This is a genomic window from Pseudoalteromonas luteoviolacea DSM 6061, from assembly GCF_001625655.1.
Taxonomy (GTDB): domain Bacteria; phylum Pseudomonadota; class Gammaproteobacteria; order Enterobacterales; family Alteromonadaceae; genus Pseudoalteromonas; species Pseudoalteromonas luteoviolacea.
This window is the reverse complement of sequence record NZ_AUYB01000081.1, coordinates 1-17,949: the sequence shown is the minus strand read 5'-3', so window position 1 is coordinate 17,949 and position 17,949 is coordinate 1. Positions and strand designations below refer to the sequence as shown.

Here is a 17,949-nt window from a genome sequence, read left to right as displayed (position 1 = left end):
TTGGCTTATATCCATTAGTTCAATCGCTGGTGTAATTCTTGTACAGAGTTTACAGAGCTTCTGTCATCTGCGGCATGCGCAGTACAGTTTGCAAACGCTGCATTTAGCGTGGTGGTGTAGTTAGTCTTATGCTGAAGTGCACCACGACGTAACACCTTCGAATCTTCAATCGCTTGGCGACCTTCAGTGGTATTAACGATGTAGCTGTACTCACCATTCTTGATACGGTCAAGAATATGAGGACGACCTTCAAATACCTTGTTCACGCGGCGAACTTCAATACCTGCTTCTTCTAATGCTTTAGCTGTACCGTTCGTTGCGTCAAGCTCAAAACCGATAGCTTTCATCGTTTTAGCAAGCTCAACAACGCGTGATTTGTCGCTGTTACGGACAGATAGTAACGCGCGACCGCCACGTGGTAAAGCGTTTGATGCACCTAATTGTGCTTTCGCGAATGCTTCGGCGAAGTTTTCACCAACGCCCATGACTTCACCCGTTGAACGCATCTCAGGACCACGGATTGGGTCAACACCTAAGAACTTAGCAAAAGGAAGTACAACTTCTTTAACGCTGTAGTATGGTGGAATAACTTCTTTCGTTACGCCTTGGCTTTCTAGAGATTGACCAACCATACAACGAGCAGCTACTTTCGCAAGTGGTACACCAGTTGCCTTAGATACAAATGGTACTGTACGCGCTGCACGAGGGTTAACCTCGATCAGGTATACTTTGCCATCTTTCACTGCAAACTGAGTATTCATTAGGCCTACAACACCTAGCTCTAGCGCCATATCACGTACTTGCTTGCGCATAACGTCTTGAATATCTTGCGATAGAGAATGTGCTGGTAGTGAACATGCCGAGTCACCTGAGTGAACACCTGCCTGCTCAATGTGCTCCATGATACCGCCGATAATCACGTTTTCACCGTCACAGATAGCATCAACGTCAACTTCAATTGCATCGTCTAGGAAGCGGTCAAGTAAAACCGGTGCTTCGTTAGATACAGATACCGCTTCAGTCATGTAACGACGTAAGTCATCTTCGTCATATACGATTTCCATCGCACGACCACCTAGTACGTATGATGGACGAACAACTAATGGGAAGCCGATTTCTTGAGACTTGGCAACGGCTTCTTCTAAAGAAGTCACTGTCGCATTCTCAGGCTGAAGTAGGTCAAGGCGCTCAACAAGCTGTTGGAAACGCTCACGGTCTTCTGCACGGTCGATTGCGTCAGGAGAAGTACCAATCACTGGCACACCATTCGCCTCAAGATCACGTGCTAGTTTAAGTGGTGTTTGACCACCGTACTGAACGATAACACCTTTTGGCTTTTCAACGCGTACGATTTCTAGCACATCTTCAAGTGTAATTGGTTCGAAGAATAGACGATCTGAAGTATCGTAGTCTGTAGAAACTGTCTCAGGGTTACAGTTAACCATGATAGTTTCGTAACCATCGTCACGCATTGCAAGCGCCGCGTGTACACAACAATAATCGAATTCAATACCTTGACCGATACGGTTAGGACCACCGCCGATAACCATGATCTTGTCTTTGTCAGACGGTGCTGCTTCACACTCTTCGTCATATGAAGAGTACATGTAAGCCGTGTCTGAGCTGAATTCTGCTGCACATGTATCAACACGCTTGTAAACAGGTAGGATTTCTAACTGATGACGCTTTTTGCGGATTTCTTTTTCAGAAACACCTGCAATTTCAGCGATACGCGCATCAGCAAAGCCCTTACGCTTAAGGCGACGAAGGAAGTCTTTGTTAAGACCTGCAAGGCCTGCTTCTGCAATTTTATCTTCATCTTTGATGATGTCTTCAATCTGAACTAAGTACCAACGGTCAATCTTAGTTAACTCGAATACATCTTCAACGCTCATACCGTGACGCATTGCATCTGCAATGTACCAAATACGCTCTGCACCTGGCTCGCGTAGTTCACGGATGATTGTTTCTTTTGCTTTAGGGTCATCAAGAGCAACAATTGGGTTGAAACCCGTTGCGCCCACTTCTAGACCACGAAGTGCTTTGTGAAGAGACTCTTGCTGGTTACGACCAATCGCCATAACCTCACCAACAGACTTCATCTGAGTCGTAAGACGGTCATTTGCACCAGCGAACTTTTCAAAGTTGAAACGAGGGATTTTAGTCACAACGTAGTCAATTGAAGGCTCAAATGATGCCGGTGTCGCGCCACCAGTGATGTCATTTTGAAGCTCATCTAGCGTGTAACCTACAGCTAGTTTTGCTGCAATCTTCGCGATTGGGAAGCCTGTCGCTTTCGATGCAAGTGCAGATGAACGAGATACACGTGGGTTCATCTCGATGATAACCATACGACCATCTTTTGGATTCACACCAAATTGAACGTTTGAACCACCTGTTTCAACACCAATTTCACGCAGTACCGCCATCGAAGCGTTACGCATTAGCTGATATTCTTTGTCAGTTAATGTTTGCGCTGGTGCAACTGTGATTGAGTCACCAGTGTGAACACCCATTGGATCAAAGTTTTCGATAGAACATACAATGATACAGTTGTCGTTTTTATCACGAACAACTTCCATTTCGTACTCTTTCCAACCCAACAAGCTCTCATCAATTAAAAGCTCGTTAGTTGGTGAAAGGTCCAAACCACGTGTACAGATTTCTTCAAACTCTTCCATGTTATAAGCAACACCACCACCGGTGCCACCCATAGTGAAAGAAGGACGGATGATACATGGGAAGCCAATACGCGTTAGTACGTCTTTTGCTTCGTCCATTGAGTGTGCGATTTCTGCACGAGGACACTCAAGGCCAATGTTTTTCATCGCGATGTCGAAACGCTCACGGTTTTCTGCTTTGTCGATTGCATCTGCAGTTGCACCGATAAGCTCAACATCATACTTAGCCAGTACGCCGTGCTTGTCTAAATCAAGCGCACAGTTTAGTGCAGTCTGCCCACCCATAGTAGGTAGTACTGCATCTGGCTTTTCTTTTTCGATAATTTTTTCAACAACTTCCCAGTGAATCGGCTCGATATACGTCGCATCAGCCATTTCTGGGTCTGTCATAATCGTTGCAGGGTTCGAGTTTACAAGAATTACTCGATAGCCTTCTTCTCTAAGCGCTTTACAGGCCTGAGCACCAGAGTAGTCGAATTCACATGCTTGGCCGATAACAATTGGGCCTGCGCCCAAGATTAGAATGCTTTTTATGTCGGTACGTTTTGGCATTGTTACTCCAGTAATAAATTAGGCTTTGCGTGCTTGCATTAATTCAATGAAGTGGTCAAACAACGGCGCAGCGTCGTGAGGACCAGGACTTGCTTCAGGGTGGCCTTGGAAACTGAAAGCAGGCTTATCAGTGCGGTGAATACCCTGTAACGTACCATCAAATAGTGATTTGTGAGTTGCTCTAAGATTCTCAGGCAAGCTCTCTTCGTCAGCAGCGAAACCATGGTTTTGCGCTGTGATCATTACTACATCACGGTCTAGGTCTTTAACCGGGTGGTTACCACCGTGGTGACCAAACTTCATTTTTACTGTTTTAGCACCTGATGCCAACGCCAGTAATTGGTGACCAAGACAAATACCAAAGATTGGAGTCTCTGTTTCAAGGAAAGACTTAATCGCATCAATTGCATAAGTACATGGCTCTGGGTCACCAGGTCCATTTGAAAGGAAGATGCCATCTGGGTTTAGTGCCAGTACTTCTGCAGCGGAGGTTTCTGCAGGAACAACCGTTAGCTTACAGCCACGGTCAACTAGCATACGTAAAATATTTTTCTTTACACCAAAATCATACGCAACAACATGGAATTGCTCTTCACCCTGCTCCAGCGTTTTAAAGCCTTCGCCTAGTGTCCAGCTGCCTTCATTCCACTGGAACGAAGATTCTGTAGTTACAGCTTTCGCTAAATCCATTCCTTTTAGGCCAGGAAATGCTTTAGCCGCTTCAAGCGCCTTTTGCTCATCGATGTCATCACCTGCGATGATACATCCGTTTTGAGCACCCTTATCACGCAGGATACGCGTCAATTTACGCGTATCGATATCCGCTATCCCTAAAATATTACGTTCTTTCAAATAATCACTTAACGATTGCTCGTTACGAAAATTACTTGCTAGTAATGGTAAGTCACGAATCACTAGGCCTTTTGCCCAGATTTTGTCCGCCTCTTCGTCTTCACTGTTTGTACCAGTGTTTCCGATGTGCGGGTAAGTTAAGGTGACAATTTGTTCCGCATAAGACGGATCTGTCAAGATTTCTTGATATCCTGTCATAGACGTATTAAATACTACCTCACCAACAGATATACCGTCGGCGCCGATGGCAGTACCGCGAAACACCGTACCGTCTTCAAGGACTAACAGAGCGGATTTAGTCAAGTTAACCTCCATAGATATAAAAAAACGGGATAAGCAAACACGCTTTTTTCCCGTCTACAAAGCGCTTGGTAACACGCAGATATTAAATTTTTGGCAAATTCGTTATAGTCTACAGCACTTTCTCAGATTCGTCTAATAATAAGAGTAAAAAACTTAAAAATAAGCTCTTAAAAGTGTTTTTTAGGCGAAACCGCCAAAAAAATAAACAAACTACTTTAAACCGAGTACATCTTGCATGTCATAAAGTCCAACTGGCTTATTTTTCAACCATTGCGCAGCCCTTACAGCACCTGATGCAAACGTTAGTCTTGAAGCTGCTTTGTGGGTTAATTCTAGTCTTTCTCCCATGGTTGCGAAGTAAGCGGTATGTTCACCAACTATATCTCCTGCTCGGAGGACTGAATAGCCAATTTCATCTTGACTTTTTGCTTCATGCACATTAGAGCGGTCATATCTTGCTACTTCATCATGATCCCAGCCTTTAGCTTCCGCAATTGCTTCACCGATTGCCAAAGCGGTGCCCGATGGTGCATCTATTTTGTTTCTGTGGTGCGCTTCAAATATTTCGATGTCCATTTCATCAGCCAGCTTCGTCGCAGCCGTTTGAACAAGATTTAAGAGCAAATTTACGCCAACACTAAAATTGCGAGCAAACACAATAGGTATTGTCTTTGCTGCTTCTCTCAATTGGTCCATTTCTGCTTCAGTTAAACCTGTTGTGCCGATCACCATAGGTATTTTGCTTTCAACTGCACTTTGTAAATGTGTCAACATCCCTTGTGGTAGGGTAAAATCTATCAATACTTCCGCGCGCTCTACACCACCCTCCTCATCTGCAAATGCAAGCTCTGACGAGTGAGCTGGCTGTAACGCTCTTACTGGGGTATCTAAAAAAGGCGAGCTTGATCTTACAAATGCAGCAGCCAGTTGTGCTTCTTTTTCTATCTCTACAGCTTCTATTAAAGCTTGACCCATCCTGCCATTGGCTCCAAACACACCTATTTTTGTCATTATTTTCTCATTCCTAGTTCTAAACGTAATTATTAATTTGGCAAAAAACGCACAGGCAATATTACCCAAGCGTACATGCTACAAGCATTCGCGAAGCAAGTGCTTGGCTACACTGCCGAGTAAAATCACTAAGTTACATTACTTGTTGTATTTTTCTCAAGCTTTGTCAGGCCTAGAGTTTAGCCCATCTCTATGTCATAGTCAGTTATTGAATAATTATAATAAACACCATTGGACTTTAGACGTCTAAATGTTTAAACTTCCGCATTCGCCGATTTAAATTATTGCGGGCGTAGAAGTTTAAATACAGCTAATAATGACCCTGTTGGCTGTGGTTGTATCTACTTTTACAGGTTTATTGTAGGTAGATAATGGTTTTTGGGGAGTGCTATGCAGCCATCTTTTGACAACTCACGAGCAAAGTTATCTTTGCTACCTTTACTTACTTTCGTTGCCCTATTTTTAGGCGCTGGACTTTACTTACATTCGCAAGGTGTCGATTACGCTTTTTATCAATTGCCTGCACCAGTCGCGATTTTGCCGGCTATTGTTTTAGCATTTTGGCTAAATAAAACATCTATTAATCAAAGTGTAGAAACGTTTATCAAAGGCGCAGGACACAGCAACATCATCACTATGTGTTTGATTTACTTACTAGCAGGTGCATTTTCAGCCGTGGCCGGAGCAACTGGTGGTGTCGATGCAGTGGTGAACGCAGGTTTATCACTCATCCCTCCTGCATTTCTATTGCCTGGTTTATTCTTGATTGCCGCAGTAGTGTCTACTGCTATGGGTACGTCGATGGGTACCATAGGTGCAATCGGACCAATTGCATACGCGGTTTCCATCAAAACAGGAATAGATCCTGCGCTAATGGCCGGCACAATCGTGTCAGGTGCAATGTTTGGTGACAACCTTTCTATCATCTCTGACACAACCATTGCTGCTACTCGCACGCAGGGCTGTGAAATGAAAGACAAATTCAAAGAGAATTTAAAGATTGCGTTGCCAGCAGCACTGTTAACCGTGCTTCTTTTAGTGTTCTTGACGCCTGAGCCTCAGGCTGTTGAAACGAAGCCATTTGAATGGCTGCTCGTTCTACCTTATATATTCATTCTTGTTTTGGCAGTTATGGGTCTGAATGTATTCGCTGTGCTATTTAGCGGCATTATATTTGCGGCAGCTGTTGGCTTTGCTGGCGACTATGAAGGCGGTGCATTCGTGAAAGACGTATATAAAGGCTTCACTGATATGCAAGAGATCTTCTTATTGTCTATGTTTATTGGCGGCTTGTCTGAGTTCATTAGAATTAATGGCGGACTAGAGTACATTGCTAAAAAGATACATAAACTCACAGCAGCCCTTGGCAAGTTTAATACGAAAGTGGCCGATCAACTTGGCATTGCAGCACTAGTTCTAACCAGTAACATGTGTATTGCAAATAATACGGTCAGTATTATTGTAGCGGGGCCTGTCGCCAAAAAACTTGCAGAAGATAGCGATATTTCACCAAAGCGCTCAGCAAGCTTACTAGATATTTTCGCTTGTGTGATGCAAGGTTCACTCCCCTATGGAGCTCAAGCTTTATTACTTGGAACTACATTTGGCATCAACCCATTTGAAGTATCTATGTCTTCTTTCTACTGCTTCATTCTAGCGATTACCGCTGTAACAGTTATTGTATTACGCCGAAATAAAGCTTAACCTTGAAAGCGCCCTGTTATTGGGCGCTTTCAAATCTCTTCCGTAAATTCACATAACTTCATGAATTAATATATAATTACAAAGTTTCTAAACTTTGAAGAATTAATTAATGAATAAAAAGTTATGTCTAACTCTCCCTGTTGCGCTGTTATCTTCAACCACTTTTGCAGCCGATTGGAGCAACACTCAGCTTCATATCAACAATGGTGACTTTAAAAACCCTTTTAGCCGAGCGGAATCCAATACCACGGTATACTCTCTGCAGCATAGCTCAGGTTATGCCTATGGTGACAATTTCTTCTTCATTGACTATCTCGTTGATGATTTAAATGATGATTACCAAGACAGAGACTTTTATGGAGAATGGTATTCTACATTTAGTCTAAGCAAACTTGGAAATGTAAAGTTTGACAGCAGCTTAATAAAAGATGTGGGTATTGTTGCAGGCTTTAATATGGCAGGCGACTCAAAAGTCATGAAGTACCTACCAGGTGTTAAAGTTTCTTGGAATGTTGAAGGTTTTTCATTTCTTTCGACACTCTTTACGGCATATATTGACGACAGTGAAGGTTTAGCTAAAGGTGGCGCACCTGCACAAACGAATAGTTGGATGATTGACGTAGCGTGGGGTTATCCATTCACAATAGGCAGTCAAAAGTTCGAAGTTACAGGCCATGTGGAGTATATTGCTGAACGAGAGAGTGAAACAGGCAGCGATGTCAAAGGCTGGCTTTTGGCCCAGCCTATCATTCGCTGGGATTTAGGTCATGCATTGGATATGTCATCTAATCAACTCTATTTAGGACTTGAATGGCAATACTGGCGCAATAAACTTGGTACCGACACGAACGAGTCTGTACCTCAGATTCATTTGGCTTGGACATTCTAGAGTACATACCCTCATTTGGGCGTATGAAAAAGCGCCCAAATGTAAGCCATCTACAAATTATCTGCACATTTAGCTATAAATTTTCTAAAGAATTTGCCCATCGAGCCGATTAAGTTTTTGGCAAGTACGCTCGTCTATTTTTACAAACAGTTATATCAAGGAATTTATGATGAACTTATTACACGAAATGAGCGTGGCGTATGGCTACAAACTCGCTACTGAGCTCAAGGCAAAAGCACAAGAAAGAGAGCAAGCGGAGGTAGAGCCAGAAAAATCAGAAACAGCTCCCCAGCCGGTCGAAAAAAAATCTGAACTTGAAGGAACGCACAAACTTTCAGAAGAAGAAAAAGAAAAACTTTCTGGCCGCGAAGCTAAAGAAAAAAATGAAGACAAATATGGAGATTTACCAGCACACATAAGGAGAATGCTAGAGCGATTAGAGGAAATGAAAGAAGAATTAGATGTCTTAAGGCAAGAAGTTGCCCAACTAAACGCAAAAATAGACCACAACAACGAAACTGAGAAAGCCTTATTTGACCAAAAAAATCAATATTTCATCCAACTTCAGAATCAGTATTTTGACATGATCAAAAATGTCAAAGAAGCAATGAAAGAAGCAGGAGTGACTGATATGAGTGTATTACTAAAAGCGATAGCTTGATGTATTTCATAAACCTGAACTAAAAGCATTCTGAACAGGATTTAAACACCCAAGATAATTTCAATACAGGAAATAATCATTTATACAAGCTTAAATTGATAATTATTTTTTTATTGCAATGCAAAGCACAACTCTCCCACTTTACTAAATAATAGGTAATTATAAAGTAGCTGTTAACGTGATTTTCTATTCCTACACTCTTTACTTATAGAAAATGAATAGGCTCAACTCGATTTTTGAATTCATCAACACAGGACCAACTGTAAACACATATAAATCAACCGCACCCCCCCAATCGATAAGGAATATTTAATTATTATCCACTACAAAAGGCTTAACTAAAAGCTCATATTCAGGCTTTCCGGAAAAGCAACTGCGGCATTACACCTCATTACACCAATGTTTACTCACGCTTATTGATGGCGTATTATCAGAGCTTGATACCCACTCATTATAATTGCATTATACGGGACTATATAAGCTTGAAATTATTACGCAGCCTCTTTTTAATTTAACATTCATAGTTTAGATTATACCAATTATCAAAAACACTAGTTTTAGCCCTAGCAGCAGTTATAATTGTGTTGTTTAGACTAATATTGAACAACAATTGATTTGGCCATTTGTTACCACTAAGTAATGAGTGTTTGCCACAAACGGATATTTATTTAGAGAAGCTAATTACTATTATGTCATTAACTCAATTTTCAGATTCATACATCTACGATAGCTTTGAGTCCTCACATTACGAGTTACTCAATAAAGTTGGTGAAGGCGGCTTCGGTAAAGTTTTTAAAGCTAAACAAAAAAGTACAGGCCAGTTTGTTGCTATCAAATTTCTAGCTATAGAACCTCATTGTGAAGAACAAAAAAAACAAAGATACATTGAGCGATTTAAAAGAGAGACATCATTAAGTAGCCAGTTACAGCACCCTAATATTGTAAGGCTGCTGGACCAAGGTCAAATCAATGATGATTTACTCTATGGTGTTTTTGAGTTTGTTGAAGGGCATTCGTTACGCGAGCACCTGTTACTAGAAGGGCCATTTAGTGCCCCGGAAGCAACTGATATTATGTCTCAAGTGCTAGATGCCCTCATTCACGCACATAGTAAAGGTATTGTGCATAGGGATATTAAGCCTGCCAACATTATGCTAAGCAAAACTGGCGCTAAGCTGCATGCAAAAATTCTTGATTTTGGTATTGGAACACTCACTCACGATAGCCGCCAAGCAGATTTTCGTACTTTAACTCTCACGCAAGAAACGCTTGGTACCCCTTCATATAGTGCGCCTGAGCAACTGCGAGGCGAACCTGCTACAACCAAAACAGATCTATATGTATGGGGTCTTGTTTATCTGGAATGCATTACAGGTGCCCCAGCAATGAATGGCACAAGTGTCGCATCTATTTATCATAAACAATTGAGCGACGCACATATTCCAATGCCTAGTGCATTGCTTGGACATCCATTGTCCGGGCTTTTACGTAGAGTCCTAAATAAAAATGCCATAGAACGTGTAATCACGGGAGAAGAAGCGTTTAATGAGCTTAAATCGATTAATGTCTCAAACTTAGTTGGCAAAATATCTCTCAGCTCTTCATCACAAGTTGCTGAGGATGAAACCATAGTGATGAGAAACGACCATGACACAGTTATTGCACCACTTGGTTATACCTCTCTAACCGAACGGAAGCAAATTACCGTACTAGCTTTACGCTTTAGTACATCATTTACCGATGCTAGAGAACACGACCTTGAAGTTATCGACACTTTATTTAAATCTCAGCGGAACTACTGTTTAGATATCGCAATTCGATTTGGTGCATTTCATGTAGGCAGTGTTGCCGATGTCTCTTTGTTTTACTTTGGCCACCCAACAGCGAGCGACAATGATACTAGGCTGTGTGCAAGGAGCGCCTTAGAAATTACAAGTGAAATCTCAAAACGAAATGCGTTGATGAAGGACGCGCATGGCGCTCAACTAAATGTACATATCGGTATTCATACAGGTGTTTTTGTTACCTACGCCAATTCTACCCCAGAGGGACACGTTGCTAATGCGGCTATGACGCTTGCAAGAACTGCACGGGAGAAACAAGTACTTTGCAGTAGTGAAGCAAGAGCGATACTAGATCCTTATAGTGAATTTGAAGGCTATGTCGAACTAAAACTCGGGCAAAGTTACCGACCTGAGCCTGTCTATGAGCTTAAAGGTGAACGCCAAGTTGAAGCTTTTGGCTTTATGAGAGGAACGCGCAACAACCATGAGCTCATTGGACGAGAAGAAGAGCTTAATCAAGTTAAAGCACAAATCAACAAAGAAGTGCCTAGTGAAAAGCATACACACATATTTGGTGAAGCAGGTATCGGAAAGTCAAGGTTACTTCAAGAAATCAGGGTGCACGCACCTAAACATCAACACCTCATTGCACAGTGCTTACCAGAGCATCAAAACAATGCGTTATATCCAATATTGACTTTAATTCACAATCTATTTAACACACATAAACTCAGCGCTGAAGCTGTCACTGAAGAATTTCACAAGCTCCTCGATAAGTATTTCAATGGAGATTTGCCCAACGATGCAATCCCTATTCTTTTAGTATGGTTAAATATTGATCTAGGAAAGAACTATCAGCCATCGATGCTTCCGGCCGATATCCAGAAACAAATTTTGTTCTCTTGCTTGCAAGCACTCCTCGTATCGCAAATACATAGCCTTAATGATAATAAGCTGTTTGTTTTTGAGGATATTCATTGGTCAGATTCAACAACCCTAGAGTTTATAAATTACTTTGAACACTCCTTAAGTACACAGCATTTTATAATAAGTACGTCGCGCAATGATATTCCTACTTCACTTTCAAGAAATAAAATAAAGCCGATTGAGTTGAATAAGCTTGACGAAAAAGCAACTGAACAGTTTATTTTAAAGCTGTTTGATCAAAGACCTGTAGCGCAAAATGTACTCGATGTACTCATTGCACGAACGGATGGTATACCACTGTTTATTGAAGAATTAGTTGCAATGTTGATTAACAAACAGCTTGTCGACATCAACGAACATCCAATTGACTTTATTTCTCCAGAAAGATTAGATCAGGTCCCCAGCAGTTTAAGAGAATCTCTTCAGCAAAAGCTCGATGGCCTGAACCATGCTAAAGAAACGGCTCAATTGGCAGCAACAATTGGACGAGAATTCGAGTATGAGCTTTTAGTAGCATCTTCAACTTTAAGCGAAAACCAAATTCAAAACGATTTGAACGAACTCATCAAAAATGACTTGATTATTAAACAACGTCGCGTGAATCGTGAAAGCTACATTTTTAAGCACGCTTTAGTAAGAGATGCCGGTTATGAAAGCATGTCTCGACAAGTTGCAGAAGAAGTGCATGGCAAGCTTGCAAATACACTTGAAAGCCTGTTCATGGAGCGCGTCGAAAATAACCCTCATGAAATAGCGCATCATTTCGCTAATTCAAAATGTTTTGATAAAGCCATTAACTATATTCTTAGAAGTGCAACTAAGCATTTGGACTTTTCCGCAAGTAGTGATTGTATTGAAGAGTGTCAATTGGCGATTCAGTGGAGTGAGCCTTTAGAAGATAAGCTGAAACAGAAATATACGCTAAATGCCAATATTCTTATAACATTGGCGTTGATGAATAAGGATGGGTGGGCAGGAGAAAGTGTTTCTGATTACGCTAATCAATGTCTTAAGTCGGTTGACTCTCTGTATTTCAATAGTGATTTGTCAGGCTTCATAGAATCGGACGAAAACATTGAATCAGATATTATTGAGTTGCTTGTACAAATTTATTACTCGGTAATTTTGCACAATATTGTGGCGGGCAACCGCGGGACCCTGAAAGGGTTTGAAGGGAAAACACTTCAAAATACTGTCTATGAACTAGAAAAAATAGTTGAAAAGTATCCTCATGTTGAATGTGCCGCACACGCAATTCTTGGTTACTACTATTACACCAAAGGTGATTTTGCAAAAGGTAGAGTTTTATTAGAGTCAGTTATCAACTGCTATGATGAATCCTTGCATCGAAACCATGGTGTATTGTTTGGGTTTGACTCAAAAGCTTGGTCAGCCGCAACGCTTGGACTACTTTATTGGTTAATTGATGAAGAGCAATTAGCAATTGAACATGCAAATATGGCTATCGATTTTGCCGAACAGCTAGGTCATATGCCTTCCCTTTGTATAGGACTGATGTACAAGAGCATACTGTATCAATACATGGTTCAACCTCATGTGGTCTTTGACACTGCGTCCGAATTAGTCAGCAAAGCAAAGCTGCATTCATTACCTGCACACGAAACCTATGGTGCCATTGTTTATCAGTGGGCTTTAGCACAGACAAAACAACTTTCCGAACAAGAAAAAGAAAACGTATTAAACAATGCACTTCAGCCTGTGTTAGGGCTAAAAGCCATGGGATGTTTTCATGCAGTTGCGTTCTTTGAGTCGTTACTTGCAGATATTGAAATTAGCCAGAATAAATTACAAGAAGCACATGCACGATTGGCGTACTGCGAAGACTTGTGTCACGAAATAGGCGAGCATTATTACCAGCCAATGTTACCTTACAGGCGCTCACAACTAGAACTTATTATGGGACAGAAGGAGCAAAGCATCGAGTCGCTAGAGCGCTCAATGAAATGGTCACAAAAAACAGGTATGAAACGCGTCACTCAAATGTGTAATAAACAAATTAAACTGTTTAAAAACCGTAAAAAGGAGCAATAATGAAAGCAATTATATCAGACAGTTCTCTTCTTGAGCTTAGAACTGCTTGGATTAAGTCCGTATCAACAATATGGACAGCACAAGAAAATGGAACTGTTGAATCCAACCCATTCTGTAATGAGCTGATTAAAAAAGATTTTAACAGTTATCCAGATCAAGAGATTGGTGCAATGGCTGTGCTAGAAAAGTATGGTTTGTGTGGTGACTCTTGGGGGATACAATTACAAGTCACAGAATCAGACGAAGCACCATATTGGAATCCAGGAACTGGTGAATATGATGTAGAGAACTCAGAGAAAATTGAACAAGTACTTATCTACATTCCAAAAAAGCCAAAGAATAACCCGACTGAAGCTGCCGCCGCTTTTTATGCAAAAGCACCTTCTATTTTTGGGGGGTTTGATAATGGTGCAGCTCCAGACAGTATGCCTAGCACTAGTCGTTTTAATATCGGCAATGATATGGGCACACTTTATGAGTTCGGTACAGTATTAATGGATGCTTTGTCACTGTCTTGGATGGATGAGCAGTTCAAAGAGCGTTTAATCACAAAAGATCCAATTGATACAGAAACAGGCAATCTAAAAGTAGAAGAAATTGGTAAAGCTGCAAAAGTACTTAAAGAGTCGTTCGGCTACGACTTCCCTTGGGCATTTGATCTTATCATTGCAGAAGATGACGATGCTGAATTTTTAGACTCTACACAACTTGCGGAGGAGTTTGGCTCTAAATCAGTGCCGCCTCAAGCTCTAGTTCCAAGATGGGTAAAAGCTAAAAGATCAAGACTCGTTTTAGTGGTCCCTCAGCGCCCATTATCACTTGAAAATTATGGCCCTATTGCCTTGGCATCATACAATGCTGGGGGTTCGAAATACCCATTCAGCTGCGGGTAATACGTCCATTTAGTTACGCTAGGTGCCTTTTGCTTTAGCACCTAGTTTATGAGGAAACGAATGAGAAACAACACATTGATTGTCGATATGGACCGCCATGTCAACGAGCCACCAAATTTGTTCACCACTTATTTATCGAAAAAAGAGCAAGCTTTATACCTTCCTACTGTAAAAAGTATGGCGCCAGAGGGTGAAACCTTTTCCGAGCGATTAACTCGACTTGATGAATACGCATGCTTTCCAGCGCCAGATCAGATCATGATTAATGACTCTCCTCTTTGGCAAGCAATGAGCGAAAAAGTAACTATTGAGCTTAACATACAGCAGCAATCCCGAAGCGCTGATATTGAGTCAGCAACCTTTGCTCAAGGTCACTTGGATGACATGAATAGAAAAAACATAGATATCTCTGTTTTGCTACCAAATCATGGGTCTTATTACGTTTATAACGACAACATAGATGCGATCCAATCTGCCGCATACGCGAAAGCATATAATCGTTGGTTAAAAGATCTATCCTCAGTAAATACAGATAGGCTACATGGCGCAGCTTTGATTTCACGGCATGACCCGCAAAAAATGGTTGCCGATGTTATCGAAGCCCACAACCAAGGCTTTACCAGCGTCGCACTTCAATCATCACCTGTTAAAGGCATCCCGCTAGAAAGCAAAGCGTATTTTCCATTTTGGAGAGCATGCGAAGAACGTGAAATCTCGATTATCTTCCATTCTTTTACACATTCGAATGTGCCAATTCTTGGTTCAAACCTTTATGAGTCGAGATTCGGTAAGTTTTCTTGCTCCCATATCATGGAAGCCATGAGTGGCATTTTGTCTTTGATGACTTCGGGCACACTTGAACACTTCCCTAAGCTTAAGTTTGCCTTTCTTGAAGCTGGATGTGGCTGGTTACCACATTGGTTATGGCGACTAGATGAGCTGGCTTATCCGAGCTTAAAAAATGAAGTAAAAGAGAATATTAAGCAACTTCCTTCAGAATACTTCGAAAGGCAAATCTGGTTAGCAATCGAGCCTGATGAGCTTATGCTTAAGGAATCAATTCAGCACATTGGAGCGCACAAGCTTCTATTTGGTAGTGACTTTCCTCATATGGACCATGAGTCCGACAATATTCAAGAAGTTCAAAAGCTTGAAAACCAAATTGGTAAAGGCTCTGTAGACAAGATCTTAGGCTTGAATGCGTTAGATTTTTTTGGAGAGTCCTATAAATCATCGCTCGACCTAAGTAAGTTCATGAAAGCTTAATTAAGTGTTATCAAGCTAAGCTGACATCCCAAGTAATTGATGGCGATGTCGGCTGAAATGTATCTTTTGAACCTTAAACTGCTGAAAACTATAAAAGAACTGGCTTACCTCGTAGAAAGTTAAGTATTATATTTCAATTAGGAAGTTTAGCTTCAAAGCCTAGTGCACAGGATCTCGTACAATGACAGAAAAAGTATTAAGCTGGCAACCCAACTATAGCGTAATTACTTTGCCGAATAATAACCTAATCGTTTTGGCTTCTAACGGTGAGTTTCTGTTTGAATACAATGCATTTCCATTGTTTAACCTGATTGATGGTAAAAAGACTCAAAATGAAATTGCAAGTAATGCAAAGAGCCAAGAAGAAAAAATGCGATTTTATTCTATATGTGAGTATTTCCTTTCGAAAAATCAATACATAACAGACACCGTAGATACTGAAAAGCAAGCGCTGGCAAAGACAATAACCTGCGTTGGTAATCGACTATATAGCAATTTAGACTTTGACTTTGGTCCACTCTTCTCAAATATTGAGAATGTGCAATTGATCATTACTGATAACCTGCTCACTGCAAGTCAAGAATTACAGCATATCAAAGGGCTGGCAAGTGACTTGCCTATATGTATTGTATCTATTACAGATACAACCACATTGATCAGCCCGATTTTATCCAACGTACAAGAAGCTGAAACGCTGACACAAACACTCGAAGCCAATAAACCGGTTTTGAAATTCGTAAAAGCATATTCTGGTACAGACTTGACTATACCGAGCGCTACTCAACTCGATGTAAGCACTAGCGATCTATTAAATAAGCTAGCTAAGATAATACAACAACATTTGGCTCAGCCAGAGCGAAGTTGTAGCCTAATTGAATATAACAACAAAACGAATCACTTAGAAAGTCATCCGTTTAGCCCTATATCTGTAACACGTAAACTTGATTCAAAAATATCTCTAAACTCTCAAACCATCACATTTGACAATGACGGCGGCTCTCGATGCCTCTCTGCTCAGCAGACAGTAGAAAAATTAAAACCATTTATCAGTCCAATAACTGGTCAGATTACCCATATTGAGAAACTTCCAAAAACTAAGGGCAGTTCAATTTCTATCTTTAAAACCGCATTTTTCAAATCTCCTCCAATTAAGAATGCAAACAATATAGCTAACGACAGTTTTGTGCAGATTTGCTTAGGTAAAGGCGTAAGTGAATCCCAGTCAATGGCCAGTGCTTTATGTGAGACCATAGAGCGAAAAAATGCTCAATATCGATATATTACCCCCACTGTATTCGCACACCAGTCTGAACTATCTCATCGCAGCTATAACTTTAATCAGCTTGTGCCGTACAGCAAACAACAATATAAAAGGTTCTCTGATCCGCATAATAAAGAGTCAAACAGAACTCAGGCTGCAGTTGAATTTGATAGTAGGCAGATCAATTGGCAGCAAGTGTGGTCTTTGAGCCACAATGAACCGGTATATATTCCATATGTCAGCTGCTTTGCAAATACCCCCTATGAAGAAGATCAGTTTGGCAAGTGGCACTCAAATGGCTGTGCTGCAGGAAACAACCTTGAAGAAGCTATCATGCAAGGGCTGTTTGAACTTCTAGAACGCGATGCTGTAGCGATATGGTGGTACAATAAACTACTTCGTCCGCCTTTTGACCTCACAAAGTTGGACACAGGCCATTTTGCACCTCTTCACCAAGCTATTTCTAAAGACTATGAGTATTGGGTTCTTGATCTCACCATAGATACAGGTGTTTCAGTAATGGCCGCAATTGGCAAAAATAAACTTACTTCTGGCTGGGTATTTGGTTTTGGCTGCCATTTAAAGCCTCAGATGGCAGCTCAGCGAGCTTTAACTGAGTTATGTCAACTTATTCCAATTCGCGACCAAGGTGACGCTTCTTTTGATTTTGATGCGATTACACATGAAGAGTTTTTGAAACCCAACAATAATTCTCCAGCCTTTTCGCCTCAACTAGAGCCAAGTGGAGACTTAAAATTAGATATATTGGCGGTTATTGAGCAACTTCAAAATTTGGGCATGGAAACACTAGCCTTAGATTACTCCCAAGAACCGATACCTATCAAAACAGCCAATGTGTTTGTGCCTGGGCTATGTCATATCTGGCCACAACTGGCTAACTCAAGGTTATATGATACGCCAGTTAAATTGGGCATACACAGTACACCTTTAAATGAATCGACAATCAATCAACAAGGTTTATATATATAAATTCCGCTTTATACAAAGTAGTTGAATAAGATTTCTTTTTGCTCATTTGGCTACTTGGTACAACTTGATGAGCAAATACCCCTTCGCTCTTATTTAATTATGCTGATCTTCCCCTGAATCTCT

Annotated in this window: 10 protein-coding genes; 7 read left to right on the top strand and 3 right to left on the bottom strand. The window is 41.0% G+C overall.

The genetic code is table 11. The features are described 5' to 3' along the window. Positions 1–14 precede the first annotated feature (14 nt). The 3 genes from carB to dapB all read right to left on the bottom strand — a co-directional run bounded on the left by carB (position 15) and on the right by dapB (position 5,399). Positions 15–3,233: a carbamoyl-phosphate synthase large subunit gene (gene carB / locus N475_RS04190; protein ID WP_063357271.1), complete on the bottom strand. Its 3,219-nt coding sequence runs from the start codon at positions 3,231–3,233 to the stop codon at positions 15–17. A gap of 18 nt (positions 3,234–3,251) precedes the next feature. Further along, complete coding sequence (gene carA / locus N475_RS04185) at positions 3,252–4,388, bottom strand: glutamine-hydrolyzing carbamoyl-phosphate synthase small subunit (protein ID WP_063364754.1); 1,137 nt, start codon at positions 4,386–4,388, stop codon at positions 3,252–3,254. Between the two features lie 210 nt (positions 4,389–4,598). Beyond that, complete coding sequence (dapB, locus tag N475_RS04180) at positions 4,599–5,399, bottom strand: 4-hydroxy-tetrahydrodipicolinate reductase (RefSeq protein WP_063357272.1); 801 nt, start codon at positions 5,397–5,399, stop codon at positions 4,599–4,601. 390 nt (positions 5,400–5,789) lie between these two features. Here dapB and N475_RS04175 point away from each other — a divergent pair, with 390 nt between their 5' ends. The 7 genes from N475_RS04175 (at position 5,790) to N475_RS04145 (ending at position 17,826) form a co-directional block, all read left to right on the top strand. After that, the gene (locus N475_RS04175; protein WP_063357273.1) at positions 5,790–7,103 is read left to right on the top strand and encodes a Na+/H+ antiporter NhaC family protein; all 1,314 of its coding nucleotides are present in this window, start codon (positions 5,790–5,792) and stop codon (positions 7,101–7,103) included. Between the two features lie 109 nt (positions 7,104–7,212). Next, on the top strand, positions 7,213–7,992 hold the full coding sequence (locus tag N475_RS04170) for a hypothetical protein (RefSeq protein ID WP_063357274.1): 780 nt from the start codon (positions 7,213–7,215) through the stop codon (positions 7,990–7,992). A gap of 166 nt (positions 7,993–8,158) precedes the next feature. Next, a complete protein-coding gene (locus N475_RS04165) occupies positions 8,159–8,653 on the top strand; it encodes a hypothetical protein (RefSeq protein WP_142048080.1) in 495 nt (164 codons plus the stop codon). Positions 8,654–9,342: 689 nt separating this feature from the next. Continuing rightward, positions 9,343–13,416 (top strand): TOMM system kinase/cyclase fusion protein, encoded by a 4,074-nt coding sequence (locus N475_RS04160; RefSeq protein WP_063364730.1) that lies wholly within the window; start codon positions 9,343–9,345, stop codon positions 13,414–13,416. Then, entirely contained in the window at positions 13,416–14,309 is an 894-nt protein-coding gene (locus tag N475_RS04155; protein WP_063357277.1) for a BMA_0021/BMA_0022 family TOMM bacteriocin, read from the top strand. The genes N475_RS04160 and N475_RS04155 overlap by 1 nt, the downstream gene beginning before the upstream one ends. A 60-nt stretch (positions 14,310–14,369) precedes the next feature. Continuing rightward, a complete protein-coding gene (locus N475_RS04150) occupies positions 14,370–15,575 on the top strand; it encodes an amidohydrolase family protein (RefSeq protein ID WP_063357278.1) in 1,206 nt (401 codons plus the stop codon). A gap of 181 nt (positions 15,576–15,756) precedes the next feature. Continuing rightward, positions 15,757–17,826, top strand: a complete 2,070-nt coding sequence (locus N475_RS04145; RefSeq protein WP_063364729.1) for a YcaO-like family protein — start codon at positions 15,757–15,759, stop codon at positions 17,824–17,826. Positions 17,827–17,949 lie beyond the last annotated feature (123 nt).